The 20,066-nt window shown below is 69.7% G+C and carries 17 protein-coding genes; 10 read left to right on the top strand and 7 right to left on the bottom strand.

Annotation, left to right across the window (positions count from 1 at the left end):
* Positions 1-73 precede the first annotated feature (73 nt).
* Positions 74-1,678 carry an ABC-F family ATP-binding cassette domain-containing protein gene (locus NDR87_RS29720; protein WP_251916951.1) on the top strand — a complete coding sequence of 535 codons (1,605 nt, stop codon included), beginning with the start codon at positions 74-76 and terminating at the stop codon, positions 1,676-1,678.
* Positions 1,679-1,883: 205 nt separating this feature from the next.
* Here the strand turns inward: NDR87_RS29720 and NDR87_RS29725 are convergent, their stop codons facing one another.
* Positions 1,884-3,320 carry an MFS transporter gene (locus NDR87_RS29725; protein ID WP_251916950.1) on the bottom strand — a complete coding sequence of 479 codons (1,437 nt, stop codon included), beginning with the start codon at positions 3,318-3,320 and terminating at the stop codon, positions 1,884-1,886.
* Between the two features lie 99 nt (positions 3,321-3,419).
* Here NDR87_RS29725 and NDR87_RS29730 point away from each other — a divergent pair, with 99 nt between their 5' ends.
* A complete protein-coding gene (locus NDR87_RS29730; RefSeq protein ID WP_251916949.1) occupies positions 3,420-3,860 on the top strand; it encodes a MarR family winged helix-turn-helix transcriptional regulator in 441 nt (146 codons plus the stop codon).
* 13 nt (positions 3,861-3,873) lie between these two features.
* On the opposite strand, the gene NDR87_RS29735 is transcribed toward NDR87_RS29730, so the two are convergent.
* Positions 3,874-4,371 (bottom strand): helix-turn-helix domain-containing protein, encoded by a 498-nt coding sequence (locus NDR87_RS29735; protein ID WP_251916948.1) that lies wholly within the window; start codon positions 4,369-4,371, stop codon positions 3,874-3,876.
* Positions 4,368-6,617, bottom strand: a complete 2,250-nt coding sequence (locus NDR87_RS29740; RefSeq protein ID WP_251916947.1) for a molybdopterin-dependent oxidoreductase — start codon at positions 6,615-6,617, stop codon at positions 4,368-4,370. The genes NDR87_RS29735 and NDR87_RS29740 overlap by 4 nt, the downstream gene beginning before the upstream one ends.
* Positions 6,618-6,728: 111 nt before the next feature.
* Here NDR87_RS29740 and NDR87_RS29745 point away from each other — a divergent pair, with 111 nt between their 5' ends.
* Positions 6,729-7,523 (top strand): VOC family protein, encoded by a 795-nt coding sequence (locus NDR87_RS29745; protein WP_251916946.1) that lies wholly within the window; start codon positions 6,729-6,731, stop codon positions 7,521-7,523.
* 50 nt (positions 7,524-7,573) lie between these two features.
* On the opposite strand, the gene NDR87_RS29750 is transcribed toward NDR87_RS29745, so the two are convergent.
* Together NDR87_RS29750 and NDR87_RS29755 are read right to left on the bottom strand one after the other, a co-directional pair.
* Positions 7,574-9,115, bottom strand: a complete 1,542-nt coding sequence (locus NDR87_RS29750) for a glycerol-3-phosphate dehydrogenase/oxidase (protein WP_251916945.1) — start codon at positions 9,113-9,115, stop codon at positions 7,574-7,576.
* Between the two features lie 23 nt (positions 9,116-9,138).
* Positions 9,139-9,786 (bottom strand): TetR/AcrR family transcriptional regulator, encoded by a 648-nt coding sequence (locus tag NDR87_RS29755; protein WP_251916944.1) that lies wholly within the window; start codon positions 9,784-9,786, stop codon positions 9,139-9,141.
* Positions 9,787-9,863: 77 nt separating this feature from the next.
* Here NDR87_RS29755 and NDR87_RS29760 point away from each other — a divergent pair, with 77 nt between their 5' ends.
* Positions 9,864-11,441 (top strand): FAD-binding oxidoreductase, encoded by a 1,578-nt coding sequence (locus tag NDR87_RS29760; RefSeq protein WP_251917108.1) that lies wholly within the window; start codon positions 9,864-9,866, stop codon positions 11,439-11,441.
* Positions 11,438-12,391, top strand: a complete 954-nt coding sequence (locus tag NDR87_RS29765; RefSeq protein ID WP_251916943.1) for a YegS/Rv2252/BmrU family lipid kinase — start codon at positions 11,438-11,440, stop codon at positions 12,389-12,391. The genes NDR87_RS29760 and NDR87_RS29765 overlap by 4 nt, the downstream gene beginning before the upstream one ends.
* A 143-nt stretch (positions 12,392-12,534) precedes the next feature.
* Here NDR87_RS29765 and NDR87_RS29770 read toward each other — a convergent pair whose 3' ends face one another.
* Positions 12,535-12,903 carry a hypothetical protein gene (locus tag NDR87_RS29770; protein WP_251916942.1) on the bottom strand — a complete coding sequence of 123 codons (369 nt, stop codon included), beginning with the start codon at positions 12,901-12,903 and terminating at the stop codon, positions 12,535-12,537.
* A 131-nt stretch (positions 12,904-13,034) separates the two neighbouring features.
* Positions 13,035-13,619, bottom strand: coding sequence for an XRE family transcriptional regulator (locus NDR87_RS29775; RefSeq protein WP_251916941.1), 585 nt, complete (start codon positions 13,617-13,619; stop codon positions 13,035-13,037).
* A 79-nt stretch (positions 13,620-13,698) separates the two neighbouring features.
* On the opposite strand from NDR87_RS29775, the gene NDR87_RS29780 reads away from it, so the two are divergent.
* The 5 genes from NDR87_RS29780 (at position 13,699) to ndk (ending at position 19,952) form a co-directional block, all read left to right on the top strand.
* Positions 13,699-14,625: an NAD(P)/FAD-dependent oxidoreductase gene (locus tag NDR87_RS29780; RefSeq protein ID WP_251916940.1), complete on the top strand. Its 927-nt coding sequence runs from the start codon at positions 13,699-13,701 to the stop codon at positions 14,623-14,625.
* A 288-nt stretch (positions 14,626-14,913) separates the two neighbouring features.
* Positions 14,914-17,607 carry a valine--tRNA ligase gene (locus tag NDR87_RS29785; RefSeq protein ID WP_251916939.1) on the top strand — a complete coding sequence of 898 codons (2,694 nt, stop codon included), beginning with the start codon at positions 14,914-14,916 and terminating at the stop codon, positions 17,605-17,607.
* A 68-nt stretch (positions 17,608-17,675) separates the two neighbouring features.
* Positions 17,676-19,049: a folylpolyglutamate synthase/dihydrofolate synthase family protein gene (locus tag NDR87_RS29790; RefSeq protein ID WP_251917106.1), complete on the top strand. Its 1,374-nt coding sequence runs from the start codon at positions 17,676-17,678 to the stop codon at positions 19,047-19,049.
* 38 nt (positions 19,050-19,087) lie between these two features.
* Positions 19,088-19,489 (top strand): DUF4233 domain-containing protein, encoded by a 402-nt coding sequence (locus NDR87_RS29795; protein ID WP_251916938.1) that lies wholly within the window; start codon positions 19,088-19,090, stop codon positions 19,487-19,489.
* A 46-nt stretch (positions 19,490-19,535) separates the two neighbouring features.
* Entirely contained in the window at positions 19,536-19,952 is a 417-nt protein-coding gene (gene ndk, locus NDR87_RS29800; RefSeq protein WP_251916937.1) for a nucleoside-diphosphate kinase, read from the top strand.
* The last annotated feature ends 114 nt before the right edge of the window (positions 19,953-20,066 follow it).

Genomic DNA, 20,066 nt, shown 5'->3' on the forward strand with positions numbered 1-20,066 from the left:
CACCGAATCTCTTAGCTGCGGACCTCGCTTCCACGCCAGAAGTCTGTCCTCAGCCCGATTCGGAGCATCTCTCATGATCACCGTTCGCGGTGTCGAGCTGCGCGTCGCCGCGCGCGTACTGCTCACCGACGCCACCTTCACCGTTTCCCCCGGCGACCGCATCGCCCTCATCGGCCGCAACGGCGCCGGGAAGACCACGCTGCTGCGCTGCCTGGCCGGGCTCGACCGCCCCGCCGCCGGAGTGGTCACCGCCACCGGCCCGGTCGACCTGCTGGTCCAGGATCCGCGCGCGGTGGATCCGCGGGTCAACGTCGCCGATCGGATACTGCCCGCCCGCGGGCTCGACTCGTCGGTGCGCGCGCTGCGCGCCGCCGAGGCCGCCATGGCCGCGGCCGCCGACGCGGGCGAGCTCGAGCGGGCGATGCGCGCCTACGACCGCGCCGAGGCCGCGTTCCAGTCCGGCGGTGGGTACGCCGCCGAGGCGGAGGCCGCCCGCATCGCCACCGGTGTCGGCCTGCCAGACCGGGTCCTCGGCCAGCCGGTGGCCGCGCTGTCGGGCGGTCAGCGCCGCCGGGCGGAGCTGGCGCGAATCCTGTTCGGCGGCAACGGTTCCACCCTGCTGCTCGACGAGCCCACCAACCACCTCGACGCCGACGCGATCGGCTGGCTGCGCACGTTCCTGCAGGGGTATCCGGGCGGGCTGGTGGTGATCAGCCACGACATCGCGTTTCTGGCGGGCTTCGTCAATCGTGTGTTCCGGCTCGATCCGCACCGCGCCGCCCTCGACGTCTACAACACCGATTGGGACGGTCATCTGGCGCAGCGCGATGCGGACGAGCGCCGCCGAATCCGCCAGCGTGCCAACGCCGAACGCAAGGCGGCCGCGCTGCACGCGCAGGCGGAGAAGATGAAGGCGCGCGTGTCGACGGCGGTGGCCGCGCGCAATATGGCGCGGCGCGCGGATCCGCTGCTGGCCGAGGTGGAACCGCGGCGACGGGCGGAGAAGGTGGCCCGCATCCGGCTGCCCGACCCCCAGCCCTGCGGCCGAATACCGTTGGGAGCCATCAGTTTGACCAAGTCCTACGGCGCGCACCGGGTGCTGGATGGGGTCGATCTGGCGGTGGATCGCGGGAGCCGCCTGGTGATTCTCGGCCACAACGGCGCGGGCAAGACCACACTGCTGCGCTTGCTCGCGGGACGGGAGACCCCCGACGGCGGTCGCGTCGTGCCCGGAACCGGGCTGCGGCTGGGGTATTTCGCGCAGGAACACGACACGCTGGATCCGGCGGCGACCGTGCGGGCGAATCTGGTCGCCGCCGCGGCGCACCTGAGCGACGCCGAAGTACGTCAGGTCTTGGGCGCGTTCCTGTTCACCGCCGACGACGCCGACAAACCGGCGGGCGTGCTGTCCGGTGGCGAGAAGACCCGGCTGGCCCTGGCCGGTCTGGTGCATTCGGGGGCCAATGTGCTGCTGCTGGACGAGCCGACCAACAATCTCGATCCCGCCTCGCGCGCGGAGGTGCTCGCGGCCATCGACGCCTATTCGGGCGCGATCGTCATGGTCACCCACGACGAGGGCGCGATCGACGCGCTGCGGCCCGGTCGGGTGTTGATCCTGCCGGATGCCGACGAGGACCTGTGGTCCGAGGAGTACCGGGAGCTGGTAACGCTGACCTGATCGGGTCCGCACCCGCGATCCGGCGGCCTACGCCGAACTCGAGGATAATGCCCTGGCCGTTTTGCCCAGGGTGCAGCGGTTCGATTCCACGCTGGTCATGAAGCAGGCCGTCGTCGATCGGGCCATCCCGACCTGACAACAGCGAAACGGGCTCGGAGAGCAGGGTTTCCGAGCCCGTTTCGCTTGTTCCGCGGCTGTGTGTCGGCTAAACCGCCGCGGGGATCAGTTCCGCCTCCTCGGCCTCGGCCTCGGAGTCCCGGTCCTCGGGACGCAGGCCGAGCAGGGCGGCGAGAATCGTTGCGGCGCAGGCGCCCGCGCCGACCCAGAACGCCACCGTGAACTGGCCCTCCTCCGGCAGCGGGAGGTGCGGCAGCAGTTTGGCGGTGAGCAGGGTGGTGATGATCGCGCTGCCCAGCGAGCTGCCGACGGTGCGCGAGATGGAGTTGATGCCGTTGGCGATGCCGCTCTGGTGATGCGGCACCGCGCCCGCGATCAGGGCGGGCATGGCGGCGTAGGCCAGACTGATCGCCGCGCCGACGACGACACCGCCCCAGATCACCGAGGCGCTCCCATCGTGCGACAGGGCCAGCCAGGCGAATCCGGCCGTGCCGACCAGCCCGGCCAGGGCCAACACCAGGCGGCCGCCGAGCTTGCCGACCAGGATGCCGCCGATCGGGGCGGCCACCATCGAGGCCAGCGCGGTGGGCAGTAGATATTCCACCGAGGCGCGCAGGATCGAGGCCTCGAAGCCGTAACCCGCGACGTGCTTGGGCATCTGGGCCAGATACGAAATGCCCATGAACAGCAGGAACATCGCGAAACCGATGAACATGCCGGACAGGTTGGTGAACAGCACCGGCCGGTGGGCGAACATCTTCAGATCCACCAGCGGCGCGGCGACCTTGCGCTCGACGATCACCCACGCCACAGCGAACACGATCGAGGCGGCGAAGCAGCCCAGGGTGGCCGCCGAGGTCCAGCCCCATTCGTGGCCCTGCGAGATCGGCAGGAGCAGCAGCACCAGAAAGCCGCCCAGCGCGACCGCGCCCGGCAGGTCGACGCTGCCCGGATGCCGCTTGCCGGTCGCCGGGACCGCGACCGCGGCCGCGATCAGCGCCAGCACCGACAGCACGGCGGTGAACCAGAACACGATGTGGTAGTTCGGATCGCTGCCCTTGGTCAGCAGGCCGGTGGCCACCAGGCCCAGGCCGCCGCCGAAGCCGAGGGTGCCGCTGACGATCGCCATCGCGTTGTGCAGGCGCGCGTGCGGAATCTCCTCGCGCAGCATGGCCAGCGCGAGCGGGAAGATCGCGGTCGCCACGCCCTGCAGCGCACGGCCGACCAGCAGCACGCCCAGCGAATCGGCCAGCGCCGAGACGGTCGAGCCGATCGCGGCCACCACCAGCACGGCCAGCAGGGTGGGCTTCTTGCCGTAGAGATCGCCGATGCGGCCGAGCAGCGGCGTGCAGACCGCGGCCGAGAGCAGCGTCGCGGTGGTCACCCAACTCACCGACGTGGTGGAAACGTGCAGCTTGGTGGCGATCAGGCCCAGGATCGGCACGGCCTGGGTCTGCATCACCGTCACGATCATCGCCGCGAATGCCAGGACGCCGGTCAGTAGCGAGCCCTTTCGCTCCGTCACGGACACCTCCAGATGCTTGAGCGCTGATAAGTTTGAAGTATTCAAGTATCTAAGGCTTCAAAGATAAGCGCTGTCAATCGTGGAGGTAGGATCGCCGCTATGAGCCCGGCCACAACCCAGAGCGCATTGGCATTGTTGATTGCCCGATTCGTCACGGCGTACATGCACGACTTCCTCACCGCGGCCGAGGGGCACGGGCTCACGTTGACCCAGGCCAAGCTGCTGTTGGCGCTGAACGAGCCGCCGGGGGAGCAGCCGATGCGCGCGCTGGCGGCGCAGCTGGCCTGTGATCCGTCGAATCTGACCGGTGTGGCCGATCGCATGGAGGCGCGCGGGCTGGTGCGGCGCACGGTGAATCCGTCGGATCGGCGGGTGAAGTATCTGGCGGCGACCGAGGAGGGCCGCGCGCTGGCCGACGGCATCCGCGCGGCGCAGGTGCGGACCTACAAGGCGCTCGCCGAGCTCACCGGCGAGGAGGAACTCCTGCTCGAGGGCATGCTCGAGCGCCTGGTACCCAAGCTCGAGGCCCGGGAGGACTGAGTCTTCGGCCCCTTTATTCGGTGAAACGCTCCAGGGCCAGGGCGCTTTCGCGCCATCGCGCGGGGAAGCCGGGCCCCAGCCGCGCCGACATATCCGCGTGGCGCAGCGGCTCGCGGCAGTGGGCGCACACCACTTCGGCGTGGGTGTCGTGGTCGCAGGCGGTGTGGTGCAGCACGACCGGCGCGCCGGATTCGGAGGCCAGCCAGCGGTCGCCCCAGCGCATGATCGCGGCCAGCACCGGGAAGAAGTCGACCCCCTTCTCGGTGAGCCGGTATTCGTAACGGGCCGGGCGGTCCTGATAGCGCACCTTCGCCAGCATGTCCTCCTCGACGAGGCGATTCAGCCGTTGGCTCAGCACATTGCGGCTCAGTCCGAGCCCCCGCTCGAAATCGTCGAAACGCGTGGTGCCGTAGTACGCCTCGCGCAGGATCAACGGCGTCCACCAGTCGCCGACGAGGTCGACGGTGCGGGCGACCGAGCAGGGCCAGTTCGCGAACGTGGTGCGTTTCATGCGTTCACGGTATCGATCCGGGCCGGGACGTACTTGTGCCACGGCGTGCCGACCCATTCGTCGCGGGAGTCGAAGGCGGTGAGCTCGTTGGGGGCGACGCCGGTGGTGACGGTGGCGCCGTCGGGGGCGGTGACGGTCAGGCCGAGTCCGTTCGGCAGGGACAGGTGACCCGAGCGCATGCGGTCGGTGGGCTCGACGGTGACCTCGGTGCTGCCGCGGCGGGTGGTCAGGCGGACGCGGTCGCCCGCGGCGAGGCCGAGGCGCCGGGCGTCGGTCGTGCTGATGCGCAGCGCGCCGCCGCTGTCGCGCTTGCGCCACTGCGGATCTCGCATGATGGTGTTGGCGGTGAAGGCGCGGCGCTCACCCGCGGCGAGGACGTACGGCCATTCGGCGGGGTCGTCGTCGGCATCGGGGAGGGTGGCGATCACCTGGAGCAGTTCGGGGATGTGCAGCTGAACCTTGCTGTCGCGCAGGCGCTTCCAGGTCTCGTCGTAGTCGTCCTCGGTGATCACCACGCCGTGTTCGCCGGTCAGGATCGCCTCGAACAGAGCCTCTGCCGCGGCGAGACCCGTTCCGTATCCGGCCCTTTCGACGCTGTGCGGGAAGCGGCGCACGCAGTTGTGGGCGGCCGCCCAGAGCATGGCCGCCGCGTCCGCGCCGTCGGGCAGGGTCGGGCCGAGCGTGCGGTAGAGCAGCACCGGGGCGAGTTTGGCCTTGTTCCGATCGGCCAGCACACCGAGGAAGGCCGTGGCGAAGGTCTCGCGGCCCCGGGACAGTGCCGCGCGCAGCGGGGCGTAATCGTCCTCGGTGAGTGCGCCGGTTGCCTCCACCAGCCGGGCGTGAATCTCCGGTTCGGCCAGCACGCCCGGGGGCGGGGGCAGCACCGGGTGGCGCAGGTGGAAGATGTTGCGCGGGAAGTCGAAATTGAAGAATGTCGCCTCGTACTTCTCGAACTGAGTCGCTGCGGGCAGGACGTAGTCGGCCAGCCGGGCGGTCTCGGTCATGGCCACATCGACCACGACCACGAGTTCGAGCGCCGCCAACGCCTCGCGCATGCGGGCCGAATCGGCAAGGGAGTGCGCCGGATTGGCGCTCTCGACGAACATCGCGCGGTAGCGGGCGGGGTGGTCGGTGAGGATCTCCTCGGTGATCACATTGCACGGCACCAGCCCGCTGACGATCGGCGCGCCGACGACCGGGCTGCGCGGCCCCGCACCCGCCGGGTGGCCGCGATCGAAGCCCAGATTGGACAGGCCGGTGAAGGCGTACTGGGTGCCCGGCTTGCCGATATTGCCGGTGAGCAGCCACACCAGCTTCTCGGCATAGCTGACGACCGTGGAGTAACGGTTCATCTGCACGCCCAGATCCTCGAGCGCGGCCACCGAGGCGGCGCGGCCGAGGCGGTGGGTGGCGGCGGTGACCAGGTCGAGCCGCACATCGGCGATGGCGCAGTACCTTTCGATCGGGACCGCGCGCAGCACGGCCAGCACCTCGTCGACGCCCAGGGCGTGCTCGGCGAGCCAGTCGTGGTCGATCAGGTTGTCGCGCACCAGGATCGCGGCCATCGCGGTGAGCAGGTAGATATCGGTGCCCGGGCGCAGTTGCAGATGGAAGTCGGCCAGTTCGGCGGTCTCGGTGCGGACCGGGTCCAGGACGATCATCGAGCGGTTCGGGTCGCGAGCGATCTCCTTGAGCACCGTGCGGGCGCGCGGAAAGCCGTGCGACTGATAGGGATTCTTGCCCACGAACAGGGCGACCTCGGCGTGCTCGACATCGGCGCGCACGGGGTGCCCGGCCATGCGCGCGCCCACCCAGAAGTCGCCGGTCTTCTCCTGGGCCAGGGCGCTGGAGCGGTAGCGGATGCCGAAGGCCGCCATCGTCGCGGTGGCGTACGCACCGCCGAGGTGATTGCCCTGACCGCCGCCGCCGTAGTAGAAGATCGACTCGCCGCCGTGGCGCAGGCCGATCTCCCGCAGCCGCGCGGCGACCTCGGAAATCGCGGTGTCCCAGTCGATTTCCTCGAAGGTGCCGTCGGGGCGGCGGCGCAGCGGCGAGGTGAGGCGGTCGGTGCGGCCGTTCTGGTAATGGTCCAGTCGCAGCGCCTTGTTGCAGGTGTAGCCCGCCGATGTGGGATGCAGCTTGTCGCCGCGGATCTTCTCGAAGGACCGGCCGTCGGGGCCCAGCAGGATCTGAATCCCGCAGTTGCATTCGCACAGGATGCATGCCGTGGGCTGCCACTCCGTCATGGCAGGAGCGTACGCCGGGTGAGTTCACTTACGCTACCCACTCGGCCGATGAGTTTCGCGGGGCCGGGGCGTCGGAGTGGGTGAGCTTTCATCGCTACCCGAGGAGTTGTCATGACCTACACCTTCAAGCCCGGAGATCCCTGCTGGGTCGAGCTGTACACCGGCGATACCGACCGAGCGGTCGCCTTCTATGGGGAACTGTTCGGCTGGACCGCCGACCGGGCCGAGGAGTTCGGCGGGTACATCACCTTCCGCAAGGACGGCAATGCCGTGGCGGGCGGAATGCGCAACGACGGGGCGGACGGGTCGCCGGATCAGTGGACGGTGTATCTGGCCGCGCCCGACGCCCAGGCGGTTGCCGATGCCGCGGCCGAGCACGGTGGCCGGGTGGTGTTGCCGCCGATGCCGGTGGGAGAGCTTGGCAGTATGGCGGTGCTGGCCGATCCGAGCGGGGCGGGCGTGGGGGTGTGGCAGCCCGGCGTGCACACCGGCTTCGGGGCGTTCGGGATGGTGAGTGGTGGGCAGTGGCGCGATCACGTCGGATATCCGTCGTGGTTCGAGTTGCACACTCCCGAGTACGAGCGGGCGCTGAGCTTCTATCGGGAGGCGTTCGGGTGGCAGGATCCGTTCGTCATCTCCGATGCGCCCGAATTCCGATACACCACAATTCATTCCGAGAGCCCCATGCTGGGTGGAGTGATGGATGCCGGGGGCTTCCTGCCCGCGGGGTCGCCGGGCGGGTGGCAGATCTACTTCGGGGTTGAGGATGTGGACGCGGCGGTGAAGACGGTGGTGGCGCTGGGCGGGTCGGTCGACGAGGAGCCGGTGGATACGCCGTACGGGCGCATGGCCGCCGTGGTCGATCCCGGTGGGGTGCGATTCCGGTTGGGCGGCAACAGCATCTGAGGACGATGACCCTGCGGTTCGCTGGGCGCGGACCGGAGGGCCGCGGTGGATCAGTGCTCGGGCTGGCGTAGTTCGGCGACCGCGGACCGGGCGGCGGGCAGGGCGGCGGCGCGGTCGTCGGCGACCAGGCCGATGCGGCTGCGGCGGTCCAGCAGGTCGGATTCGTCGAGTGCGCCCTCGTGTGAGATGGCGTAGGCGAATTCGGCGCGCAAAACGTCCAGCTCGGGGGCGACCGGCTCGGCGAGGGACGGATCGCGCTGGGCGAGTGCGGTGATCACCGCCGCCTCGCTGCCGTAGCGTTCGACCAGCAGGGGAGGGGCCTGGATGCGGTCGCGGGCCGCACCGGATACCGCGCCCACCAAGGGGATTCGCTTGGTGGTACTGGGTCCGGCGGGCAGGTGGGCATGCGTCACTGCGGCGTCGACGGCGTCCTCGGCCATCTGGCGGTAGGTGGTGAGCTTGCCGCCCACGATGGTGACGGGGCCGCCGGGGGCGTGCAGGACGGCGTGTTCGCGGGAGATGTCGGCGGTGCTATCGTCGGCGGTGCGCAGCAGTGGGCGCAGACCGGCGAATTTACCGCGGATATCGCTGCGCCGCAGGGGTTCTCGCAGGACGGTATTGACCGTGTCGAGCAGGAAGTCGATCTCGGCGGCGGTGGGCTCGGGCTCGTCGGGCACCGGGCCGGGGGCGTCCTCATCGGTCAGGCCGAGGTAGACCCGCCCGTGTGCGGCCGGGAAGGCGAAGACGAAGCGGCTGGTGCTGCCCGGAATCGGGACGGTCAGCGAGGCGGACAGTCCGCCGAACGCGGCCGCGTCGAAGACCAGGTGGGTGCCGCGGCTGGGGCGCAGCTCGATACTGGGGTCGACCCGATCGGCCCACACGCCCGCGGCATTGATCACCGAACGCGCACGCACGGTGAGGGTTTCGCCGGACAGTGTGTCGCGCAGCACCGCTGACTCGCCGGAGACCCGGGTCGCCTCCACCCGCGTCAGCACGCTCGCCCCGTACGCCGCCGCGGTGCGGGCGATCGCCACCACCAGGCGCGCATCGTCGACCAACTGTCCATCCCAGGCCAGCAGCCCACCGCGTAATCCGTCGCGCCGCAACGTCGGAGCCAGTCGCAACACCTCGGCCGCCGCCACCCGTCGCGAGCGCGGCAGCACCGCCGCCGACGTTCCCGCGCCGCGCCGCAACACATCCCCGGCCGCGAACCCGGCCCGCACCAGCACCCGCTGCGCCGCCCCCACATTCGGCAGCAACGGCACCAGCTGCGGAATCGCCCGAGTCAAATGCGGCGCGGTCCTGGTCAACAACACATTCCGCTCGACCGCGCTCTCGTGCGCGATCCCCACCCCACCGGAGGCCAGATACCGCAGCCCCCCGTGCACCAGCTTCGAACTCCACCGACTGGTCCCGAAGGCGAGGTCGTGCTTCTCCACCAACACCGTCCGCAATCCGCGAGCAGCAGCATCCAAGGCCACCCCCGCACCGGTGATCCCACCGCCGATCACCAGGACGTCGATGATCCCCCCATCCCCCAACGCCCGCAGCTCCCGCTCCCGCCGTGCCGCGTTCAACGCCGAATCGATCATTTTCGAGTTCCCATCGCAAGTGGTCATGAGAGGTGGGGTTTCGGGGTGGGGAGCAGGTAGCCGTTGAGGGCTTGGGTCAGTTCGGTGTCGAGGTGGGGGGCGGGGAGGAGGGGGGCGACCGTTCCGGCGGATTGGACTGCGGATTGGGCTATGAGCAGGAGCATGGTGGCCAGGTGGTCGGGGTTGCCGGGGCGGATGGAGCCGTCGTGCTGGCCCTCGCGGATGAGGGTGGTGAACAGGCGGATCAGTTCGCGCTGGTTGCGGCCCAGGCGGCCGAAGACGTAGGTCAGCATGAGGTCGGTGTCGGTGCGGAAGATCTTGGTGAACAGGGGGTTCGAGCGCAGGGTGGCGGCACCGGCGACGATGCCGTCCACCAGGCGTTGCCGTGCGGGGCCGTGCGGGGGGACGGTGCGGGCGACGATGGTGCGCATCTCCCGGACGAGCAGGTCGGCGATCAGCGCGCCGGTATCGGGCCAACGGCGGTACACGGTGGGGCGGCTCACCCCGGCGCGGCGGGCGACCTCGGTGAGCGTGGTGCGGCGCACCCCGAACTCCTCGACGCAGGCGCGCGCGGCATCCAGGATCGCCAGATCCGTCGCGGACATCTCGTCGTCGGCGTCGGGTGCCTCGATCGCGGACATCACCGATCCCTCCTCGTTACTGCTTGACATTCTATGTCACACTGTAACGCATGGTCGACACACGAGAGGCGACGTCCGCCGCCGCGACACCGGGCGAGCGCCCGAATATGGTGTGGGACGCCTGGGGCGTCCCGTCCGGACACGCGCCGCTCCCGGAAAAGATCCGCACGTTGCTGGCGCAGGTGTTCGGGGTGTCCGGTGAACCGGTGGCCCGCCGTGCCGCGGACGATGTGCCGCTGCGCCCCCGCGCGCTGACCGGGGAGCAACTCGCGGCGCTGTCGGCCGTGGTCGGCGCCGAATTCGTGTCGAGCGAGCACCGGGACCGGCTGCTGCGCGCGGGCGGCAAGAGCACTCCCGATCTGCTGCGCCGCCGTGCCGAGGGGCCGCAGGACGCACCCGATGCCGTCGTCTTCCCCGCCGATCACGAGCAGGTGCTCGCGGTGCTCGCCGCCTGCGCCGAGCGAGGCATCGCGGTCGTGCCGTTCGGCGGCGGCACCAGCGTGGTCGGCGGCGTGGATCCGGCCCGCGGTCGGTTCGGCGCGGTCATCGCCCTGGACCTGCGACGGTTGGACGCCCTCGTGGACGTCGATCCGATCAGCCTCACCGCCACCCTCGGCGCGGGCGTGACCGGCCCGCAGGCGGAGAAATTGCTGGGCGCGCACGGACTTTCGCTGGGCCACTTCCCGCAGAGCTTCGAATTCGCCAGTATCGGTGGCTTCGCAGCGACCCGCTCGTCCGGTCAGGCCTCGGTCGGATACGGGCGATTCGACGACATGATCCAGCGTTTGCGCATCGCCACCCCGAGCGGCACGGTCGAACTCGGCCGCGCCCCGGCCTCGGCCGCCGGACCGGATCTGCGTGAACTGTTCGCCGGATCGGAGGGCACGCTCGGCGTCATCACCGAGGTGACGCTGCGGGTGCATCCGACACCGGAAACCGTTGCCTACCAAGCCTGGTCGTTTCCGGACTTCGCCACCGGCGCGGCCGCGCTGCGCACCGTCGTACAGACCGGCGCCGCGCCCACCGTGCTGCGCCTGTCCGACGAGGCCGAGACCGGACTCAATCTGGCGCGTGCGGGCGATGTCGGCGGCAATGCCGTCGGCGGCTGCCTGGCGATCACCACCTTCGAGGGTTCGGCGGCCCATGCGCGGGCGCGCAGTGCGGAGGCGAACGCGCTGCTGGCGGCGGCGGGCGGCACCGCACTGGGCGAGCAGCCAGCCCGGGACTGGGAGCACGGCCGGTTCTCCGCGCCGTATCTACGCGACGCTCTGCTCGATGTCGGAATCCTCTGCGAGACACTGGAAACCGCGACCAGTTGGTCGAATCTGGCGGAACTGAAGACGAAGGTCACCGCGGCGCTGACCGATTCGCTCACCGCGCAGGGCACCCCGGCCCTGGTGATGTGCCATATCTCGCACACCTATCCGACCGGCGCATCGCTGTACTTCACCGTCGTCGCCAAGCAGGCCGACGATCCGCTGGCCCAGTGGCTGATCGCCAAACGCGCCGCGAGCGACGCGATCAGCGCGACCGGCGGCACCATCACCCACCACCACGCGATCGGTGCCGATCACCGCCCGTGGCTCGGCGCGGAGATCGGCGAGGTCGGGGTCCGGGTGCTGCGCGCGGTCAAACAGGCCGTCGATCCGGCGGGAATTCTCAACCCGGGGAAGCTGATTCCGTGAGTGGGCAGATTCGGTCCGTACTGCTGGTGACCAATCCGCTGTCCGGGCATGGGAGAGGAGTCGCGGCGGCGGCCACGGCGCGCGCGCGTTTCGCCGAGCGCGGGGTCCGGGTGGTCGATGCGTGCGGCGAGACCGTGGCCGAAACCATTCGGCTGGTGCGTGATTCGCTGGCCGATCACACCGATGGCCCGGACGCGGTGGTCTGCGCGGGTGGTGACGGACTGGTCTGCATCGTGCTGCAGGCCCTCGCCGGAACCGGGGTGCCGCTGGGCATGATTCCGGGCGGCACCGGCAACGACCTGGCCCGTGAACTCGGTGTGCCCGAGGGCGATCCCCTCGCGGCCGCCGAGGTCGTCCTGGCCGGGAACACCCGCACGATCGATCTGGGCGTCGTGCGGACCGCCGGACCGCACTTCGGCGGCGCGGGGCTGCCCGAGTCCGTCCACTTCGCCACCGTGGTGGGCACGGGTCTCGATGCGCGAGTCACCCTGCGCGCCAACCGAATGCGCTATCCGAAGGGTCCGCTGCGCTACACGCTCGCCGCCCTGGCCGAACTCGCCAGCGGTCTGGCCGTGCCCTATCGCCTCGACCTGCGCGGCGTGCCGGGCGAATCCGGCCCGGTGACCGTCGAGACCGAGGCGATCATGGTGGCCGTCGGCAATACGCGCAGCTATGGCGGCGGCATGCAGATCTGCCCCGATGCCGTGATCGACGACGGCCTGCTGGAGGTGACGGTGGTCGGTGCGATGTCTCGCCTCGAGATGCTGCGCCTGTTACCCGTCCTCTCGTCCGGGAAACGGGTCGATCACCCCGCGCTGCGGCAGTTCCGGGCGACCGGGATCGACCTGGCCGCCCCCGGCGCGCCCGCGACGGCCGACGGCGAACCGGCGGGCCTGCTACCCGCGAACTTCCGCGTCCTACCCGGAGCCCAGCCGGTCCTGGTGCCCTGAACAAGGCCGCCCGATGCGCCCCGCGAGCGGGCTCTCGGCGAGTGGCCCCTGTTCACAAAGGTGTGCCCCTCGCCCCGCGAGCGGCCCCTGCAGGAGAGGGAGGGGCCGGGCATCGGGGGCGAGGGGCACTGGGGAGGGTGGTCTCACCACTGCTGCACGACGACCACACGCGGGCCGGGGGCGATCACGATCGAGACGTGGCCGTCGGGGTGTCCTGCTGCTTCTCCGGCGATATCGCGCATGGAGGCCATGACGCCAGTGCCAATGCGCGGTAGCTGGGAATCCGGGCGGATGCCGACGGCGACATTGTCGCCGGGCAGATAGTGGTCGATGAGGGCGGGCACCGGGCCGTTGGCGAAGGCCTGGGTCTCGGCCGTGCTCAGCTCGAGGCCGACCGCCCCGGCCTGCGGATAAGCGACCGGGGCGGCCGCACCGGCCGTGCCGGCCCCGATGAGGGCGGCCGCGGCGACGCCGGTGAGCATGGTGGTGAGGGCAATGGTCCGAACACGCATGAGATCCCCGCTTTCTCCCGGAACCGCAGCCGAAGTGCGATTGCTGATTAATAGCTAGGAGACATCAGGGGCGTCGTCGCGGGCAAGGGTAGAAGGGTTGGGATCACAGCACCGGCCGAATGTGATCCGGGCTACTGTCCCCGCGTGCGGGCGCGCAGATGAATCCGCTCGCCCTGGCCCCCGAAGATGCTCAGAATCTCCACCGGCCCGGTGCCCGTACTGCCGAACCAATGCGGTTGGCGGGTATCGAATTCCGCGGCCTCGCCCGGCCCGAGCTCGAGATCGTGCTCGCCCAGCAGCAGCCGCAGTCGCCCCGACAGCACGTACAACCACTCGTGCCCCTCGTGCACCCGCATCTCCGGCCACTTCTCCTCGGCCGGGACGATCATCTTGTACGCGTGCAACGGGCTGGGCCTGCGGGTCAGGGGCAGGATCGTGCGGCCGCCCACCCGCCGGGCGGGCGCCTGCACGCGGGGGTCGGCGGTGCGCGGCGCGGCGATCAGCTCGTCCAGCGACACCTCGTGCGCCTGCGCGATCGGCAGCAGCAATTCCAGGCTGGGCCGCCGCTGACCCGATTCCAGGCGCGAGAGGGTGCTCTTGGAGATGCCGGTCCGCGCCGCGAGTACGGCCAGGGTCACACCCCGGTCGGTGCGTAATCGCTTGAGCCGCGGGCCGATATCGGCCAGGGCGACGGTCAGGGCCGGATCGGTGCTCACCGCACCGATATTTCCGGCAATTCCCGGAAACGGCAAAACGCCTTGCCGGTTCCGGAACTCCTGCGGCACCTTCGCGACCATGAATGAGACGACATACGACGTGGTGATCGTGGGCGGCGGAGCGGCCGGGCTGTCGGCGGCGCTGGTGCTGGGACGTGCGCGTCGCTGGGTGGCGGTGGTCGACGCCGGGCAGCCGCGCAACGCCCCGGCCGAGCATATGCACGGATACCTCTCCCGCGACGGCATGCCGCCCGCGGAACTGCTCGCGACCGGTCGGCGCGAGATCGCCGATTACGGGGTGGAGCTGTTCGACGACCGGGTGGTCGCGGCCGAAAGCGCCGGGTGCGGACTGGCTTTCACGATCCGGCTGGCGAGCGGGAAGCTGCTGCGCGCCCGCCGCGTCCTGGTGGCCACCGGCCTGCGTGACGAACTGCCGGAACTGCCCGGCGTGCGGGAACGATGGGGCCGCGACGTGCTGCACTGCCCCTACTGCCACGGTTACGAGGTTTCCGACCAGCCGATCGCGCTGATCGGCGGCGATGAACCGGGCGCGGCGGCGCGGGCCGTACATCTGGCGCTGCTGCTGCCGCAGTGGTCGCCCGACCTCGTCTTCTTCCCGCACACCCAGCAGCTGACCGAGGTGGAGCGCCGCCGCATCCGCGCGCGGGGCGTCCGCATCGTGGACGGCAAGGTGGTCCGGCTGGCCGTCGCCGACGACGCGCTGCGCGGTGTGGAACTGGCCGACGGCCGGGCGGTCGCGCGGTCGGTGGTGTTCGTCGCGCCGACCTTCGTGCCCGACAACGCCGTGCTCACCGCGCTGGGCTGCGAGATCGGATCCGACGGCTGGGTGGTCACCGATTCCGCGGGGCGCACCTCGGTCGCGGGTGTGTGGGCGGCGGGCAATGTGGCCGATCCGCGGATGCAGGTGATCACGGCCGCGGGCGCGGCCTGCGCGACGGCCATCGCGATCAATGCCGATCTCGTGGCGGAGGACTCGATCGCCTGAGCCCGGCGCGCCCGGGGTGACGGCGAGATGAACGGCCGCTGAACCCTACCGGCGATTGTGCACTGTCACACACCGAGCGCTTGCCGATCATGCCTGCCACCCGGCCCGTCCCGTGGCAAACCCGCACCCAGACAAGGGATTCGGGCAAAACCTGAGAATTGCATATGGATTCGCCGGACGAGCGCGGATCAGCGGTAATCTGAAACATGAGAGCGGGGTTTTCGGTGTCCCTCATCCGCCGAAAACCCCGCTCTTCGGCTATCTGCCCGTCTTCCTTAGAATCGCACGGTGACCAGCACAGCCTCTGAGAACCCACGTAATCGTGCCGACGCCCTCCCCAAGAGCTGGAACCCCGGCGATGTAGAGGCCGAACTGTACGAGCGTTGGGTAGCGGCTGGTTACTTCGGAGCCGATGCGAACAGCGACAAGCCGCCGTACTCGATCGTGCTACCGCCGCCGAATGTCACCGGCAGCCTGCACATGGGCCACGCCCTCGACCACACCCTGATGGACACCCTCACCCGCCGCAAGCGCATGCAGGGTTATGAGGTGCTGTGGCTGCCGGGCATGGATCACGCGGGCATCGCCACCCAGACCATCGTGGAGAAGCAGCTCGCCGTCGACGGCAAGACCAAGGAGGACTTCGGCCGCGAGCTGTTCATCGACAAGGTCTGGGACTGGAAGCGCGAGTCCGGCGGTCAGATCCAGGGCCAGATGCGCCGCCTCGGCGACGGTGTGGACTGGAGCCGCGACCGCTTCACCATGGACGACGGCCTGTCGCGCGCGGTGCAGACCATCTTCAAGCGGCTCTACGACGCGGGCCTGATCTATCGCGCCGAGCGGCTGGTGAACTGGTCGCCGGTGCTGAAGACCGGCATCTCCGATCTCGAGGTCGACTACAAGGACGTCGAGGGTGAGCTGGTGTCGCTGCGCTACGGCTCGCTCGACGACAACGAGCCGCACGTCATCGTGGCCACCACCCGGGTGGAGACCATGCTCGGCGACACCGCGGTCGCGGTGCATCCGGACGACGCGCGCTACAAGGATCTGATCGGCACCACGCTCTACCACCCGATCACCGGCAGGCAGATCCCGGTCGTCGCCGACGACTACGTGGATCCCGAATTCGGTTCGGGCGCGGTGAAGATCACCCCCGCCCACGACCCCAACGACTTCGAGCTCGGCCTGCGCCACGGCCTGCCGATGCCGACGATCATGGACGAGTCCGGCAAGATCGCCGGTACCGGCACCGAATTCGACGGTATGGATCGCTTCGAGGCCCGGGTGAAGATCCGTGAGCGGCTGCAGGCCGAGGGCCGCGTGGTGGGCCGCAAGTTCCCCTACGTGCACAGCGTCGGCCACTCCGAGCGCAGTGGCGAGCCCATCGAGCCGCGGCTGTCGATGCAGTGGTGGGTGAAGGTGGAGCCGCTGGCCAAGGCCGCCGGTGACGCGGTGCGCAACGGCGACACCGTGATCCACCCGACCAGCCAGGAACCGCGCTGGTTCGCCTGGGTCGACAACATGCACGACTGGTGTATCTCGCGGCAGCTGTGGTGGGGCCACCGCATTCCGATCTGGTACGGCCCCGAGGGCGAAATCGTCTGTGTCGGACCGGACGAGCAGGCGCCCGAGGGCTATGTGCAGGACCCCGATGTGCTCGACACCTGGTTCTCCTCGGGGCTGTGGCCGTTCTCCACCATGGGCTGGCCGGACGCGACACCCGAGCTGGCCAAGTTCTATCCGACCAGCGTGCTGGTCACCGGCTACGACATCCTGTTCTTCTGGGTGGCCCGGATGATGATGTTCGGCACGTTCGTCGCCGACGATCCGGCCATCACCGCGGGCAAGCCCGCGGGACAGCGGCAGGTGCCGTTCCGGGATGTGTTCCTGCACGGGCTGATTCGCGACGAGTTCGGGCGCAAGATGTCCAAGTCGAAGGGCAACGGCATCGATCCGCTGGACTGGATCGACGAATACGGCGCGGACGCAACGCGGTTCACGCTGGCGCGCGGTGCGCTGCCGGGCGGCGACCTGTCGGTGGGCACCTCGCACGTGCAGGCCTCGCGCAACTTCATCACCAAGCTGTTCAACGCCACCAAGTTCGCGCTCATGAACGGCGCTGTGCTGGGCGAGATCTCGGATCGCGGCGCGCTGACCGACGCCGACCGCTGGATTCTGGACCGGCTCGACGCGGTGCGCGCGGAGGTGGACGCCGCCTTCGATCGCTATGAATTCGGCAAGGCGTGCGAGGCGCTGTACCACTTCGCTTGGGACGAGCTGTGCGACTGGTATCTGGAGCTGGCGAAGGTGCAGTTCGCGGAGTCCGAGCAGCGCGCCGAGAGCACTCGCGTGGTGCTCGGCACGGTGCTGGATTCGGTGCTGCGCCTGCTGCATCCGGTGATTCCGTTCGTGACCGAATCGCTGTGGCTGGCGCTGACCGGCGGCGAGTCGATCGTGATCGCGCCGTGGCCGCAGGCCAGCGGGGTGGCCGCCGACGACACCGCGGCCCGGCGCATCACCGACGCGCAGCGGCTCATCACCGAGATTCGCCGCTTCCGCAGTGATCAGGGCCTGACCGACAAACAGAAGGTGGCCGCCACACTGGTCGGCATCGACACCGCCGATCTGACCGGACTGTCCGCCGAGATCGCGAGCCTGGCGCGGCTCACCGAGCCGGGGGCGGACTTCTCGGCCACCGCCTCGGTCGAGGTGCGGCTGTCGGCCACCACGGTCACCGTGGAACTGGACACCTCCGGCGCGGTCGATCTGGATGCCGAGCGCCGTCGCCTGGAGAAGGATCTGGCCGCCGCGCAGAAGGAATTGGCCGGTACCACCGCCAAACTGGGCAACGAGGCGTTCTTGGCCAAGGCCCCCGACGAGGTGGTGGCCAAGATTCGCGCCCGAAAAGAGGTCGCCGAATCCGAGGTCGCGCGCATCGGCACCCGGCTCGAGGAGATCGCGCGGATGGGTAAGGACAAGTGAGCGAAGAGCCGCAGCACGGTTCGGCGGAGCGGCTGCACTTCGGGCCGTCGCCGGTGGAGCTGGCCGAAATGGCGCTGGTCGAGGCGGAACTCGATCAGCGCTGGCCCGAGACCAAGATCGAACCGTCGCTGGCGCGGATCGCGGCGCTGATGGATGTGCTGGGTTCCCCGCAGAAGGGTTATCCGGCCATCCACGTCGCGGGCACCAACGGCAAGTCCTCGGTCACCCGGATGATCGATGCGCTGCTGACCGCGCTGCATCGGCGCACCGGCCGGATCACCAGCCCACACCTGCAACTGGCGACCGAGCGGATCGCCATCGACAACGCGCCCATCTCCCCGGGCCGCTACGTGGAGACCTACCGCGAACTGCTGCCCTATATCGAGATGATCGATAAGCAGTCCGAGGCCGCGGGCGGGCCGAAGATGAGCAAGTTCGAGGTGCTCACCGGCATGGCCTACGCGGCCTTCGCCGAGGCGCCGGTGGATGTCGCGGTGGTGGAGACCGGACTGGGCGGCACCTGGGACGCGACCAATGTCATCGACGGCCAGGTCGCGGTGATCACGCCGATCGGCTTGGACCACATGGACTTCCTGGGGCCCGACCTGGCCTCGATCGCGGGGGAGAAGGCCGGGATCATCAAGAAGGCCCCGGCCGACGCACTGGTGCCGCGCGAGACCGTCGCGATCATCGGACAGCAGGAGCCCGAGGCCATGGAGGTGCTGCTGCGGCGCGCGGTGGCGACGGATGCGGCCGTGGCGCGGGCGGATTCGGAATTCCGGCTGCTGTCGCGGCGGGTGGCCGTCGGTGGTCAGGTGCTGGAGATCCAGGGCCTGGGTGGGGTCTACGACGAGATCTTCCTGCCGCTGCACGGCGAGCATCAGGCCCAGAATGCCGTGCTGGCGCTGGCGGCGGTGGAGGCGTTCTTCGGTGCGGGCGCGCAGAAGCAGCTCGATATCGACGCCGTCCGGGCGGGTTTCGCGAGCGCGGCGAGCCCGGGGCGCATGGAGCGGATGCGCAGCGCGCCGACCATCTTCATCGATGCCGCGCACAATCCGGCCGGGGCGCGGGCGCTGGCGGCGACGCTCAGCGACGAGTTCGACTTCCGCAAGCTGGTCGGCGTGGTCGCGGTCCTGGCCGACAAGGATGTCGCGGGCATTCTGGAGGCGCTGGAGCCGGTCTTCGACGAGATCGTGGTGACCACCAACGGCTCTCCACGCGCACTGGACATCGACGATCTGGCCAATGTGGCGGTGCAGCGCTTCGGCGACGAACGCGTCGTCACCGCGCCGACCCTGGCCGACGCCGTCGAGACGGCCATCGCCATCGCCGAGGAGGCCGGTGACGGTGGCGAGCCGGTGTCCGGGGCGGGCATCGTGATCACCGGATCGGTCGTGACCGCGGGCGCGGCCCGCTCGCTGTTCGGAAAGGACCCCGCATGAGCGGTCAGGGCCCGGCGGAGGCAGCGAAAGGACACAGCATGAGTGAGCAGCCCGTACCGCCACCGGCCACCGATCCCTGGAAGGGGCTGCGCGGGGTGATGGCCGGATCGCTGGTGCTCGAGGCGATCACGGTATTGCTGGCGCTGCCGGTGGTCGGGGTGGTCGGACGCGGACTGAGCTGGTGGTCGGTGACCTACCTGGTCGGCATCTCGGTGCTGATGATCGTCGGGGCCGGACTGCAGCGGCGGCCCTGGGCGATGACCTTCAACTGGGCGATGCAGGTGCTGGTGCTGCTGGGCGGGCTCATCCACCTGTCGATCGCGGTGATCGGGGTGGTGTTCATCGCGGTCTGGGCATTCATCCTGGTGCTGCGGGCGGATGTGCGGCGGCGCATGGAGCAGGGCCTGCTGCCGAGTCAGCGGTCGGGGCCGTCGGCCTGACCCGCTGGTTCTGTATCCGATACGGGTGGCGGTTAGGCTGTCGCCCGTGACTGAGCAGACGTTGGTACTCATCAAACCGGACGGCGTTGCCCGGAACCTGATTGGTGAGATCATCACCCGCATCGAGCGCAAGGGCCTGAAGTTCGTCGCCCTCGAGCTGAAGCAGGTGTCGCAGGACCTCGCCGCCGCCCACTACGCCGAACACGCCGAGAAGCCGTTCTACGGCTCGCTGATCGAGTTCATCACCTCCGGCCCGGTGGTCGCGGCCGTACTGGAGGGCCCGCGCGCCATCGCCGCGTTCCGCCAGATCGCGGGCGGCACCGATCCGGTCGAGAAGGCCGTCCCCGGCAGCATCCGCGGCGACTACGCCCTCGAGACCCAGTTCAACCTCGTCCACGGCTCCGACTCGCCCGAGTCCGCCAAGCGTGAGATCACCCTCTGGTTCCCCGGTATTTCTGTGTAGTCCGGTATCCACTGCGCCGATGCCGCGGTTCGCGGCCGTCTCGTCGTTCAGCGGTCGAAGCGCATGCGCGAAGCGCGAGTCTCGACCGCTGAACGACGAGACTTCGGGGCCGCG

Origin of the sequence: Nocardia sp. CDC159, from assembly GCF_023740735.1 — a bacterium.
Lineage (GTDB): Bacteria > Actinomycetota > Actinomycetes > Mycobacteriales > Mycobacteriaceae > Nocardia > Nocardia pulmonis.

Coding starts and splice junctions, on each gene's coding strand:
- NDR87_RS29790 (WP_251917106.1), top strand. CDS start 17,676: ATGGCGCTGGTCGAGGCGGAACTCGATCAGCGCTGGCCCGAGACCAAG.
- NDR87_RS29745 (WP_251916946.1), top strand. CDS start 6,729: ATGACCTACACCTTCAAGCCCGGAGATCCCTGCTGGGTCGAGCTGTAC.
- NDR87_RS29755 (WP_251916944.1), bottom strand. CDS start 9,786: ATGTCAAGCAGTAACGAGGAGGGATCGGTGATGTCCGCGATCGAGGCA.
- NDR87_RS29795 (WP_251916938.1), top strand. CDS start 19,088: ATGAGTGAGCAGCCCGTACCGCCACCGGCCACCGATCCCTGGAAGGGG.
- NDR87_RS29735 (WP_251916948.1), bottom strand. CDS start 4,371: ATGAAACGCACCACGTTCGCGAACTGGCCCTGCTCGGTCGCCCGCACC.
- NDR87_RS29740 (WP_251916947.1), bottom strand. CDS start 6,617: ATGACGGAGTGGCAGCCCACGGCATGCATCCTGTGCGAATGCAACTGC.
- NDR87_RS29750 (WP_251916945.1), bottom strand. CDS start 9,115: ATGATCGATTCGGCGTTGAACGCGGCACGGCGGGAGCGGGAGCTGCGG.
- NDR87_RS29730 (WP_251916949.1), top strand. CDS start 3,420: ATGAGCCCGGCCACAACCCAGAGCGCATTGGCATTGTTGATTGCCCGA.
- NDR87_RS29720 (WP_251916951.1), top strand. CDS start 74: ATGATCACCGTTCGCGGTGTCGAGCTGCGCGTCGCCGCGCGCGTACTG.
- NDR87_RS29760 (WP_251917108.1), top strand. CDS start 9,864: ATGGTGTGGGACGCCTGGGGCGTCCCGTCCGGACACGCGCCGCTCCCG.
- NDR87_RS29780 (WP_251916940.1), top strand. CDS start 13,699: ATGAATGAGACGACATACGACGTGGTGATCGTGGGCGGCGGAGCGGCC.
- NDR87_RS29770 (WP_251916942.1), bottom strand. CDS start 12,903: ATGCGTGTTCGGACCATTGCCCTCACCACCATGCTCACCGGCGTCGCC.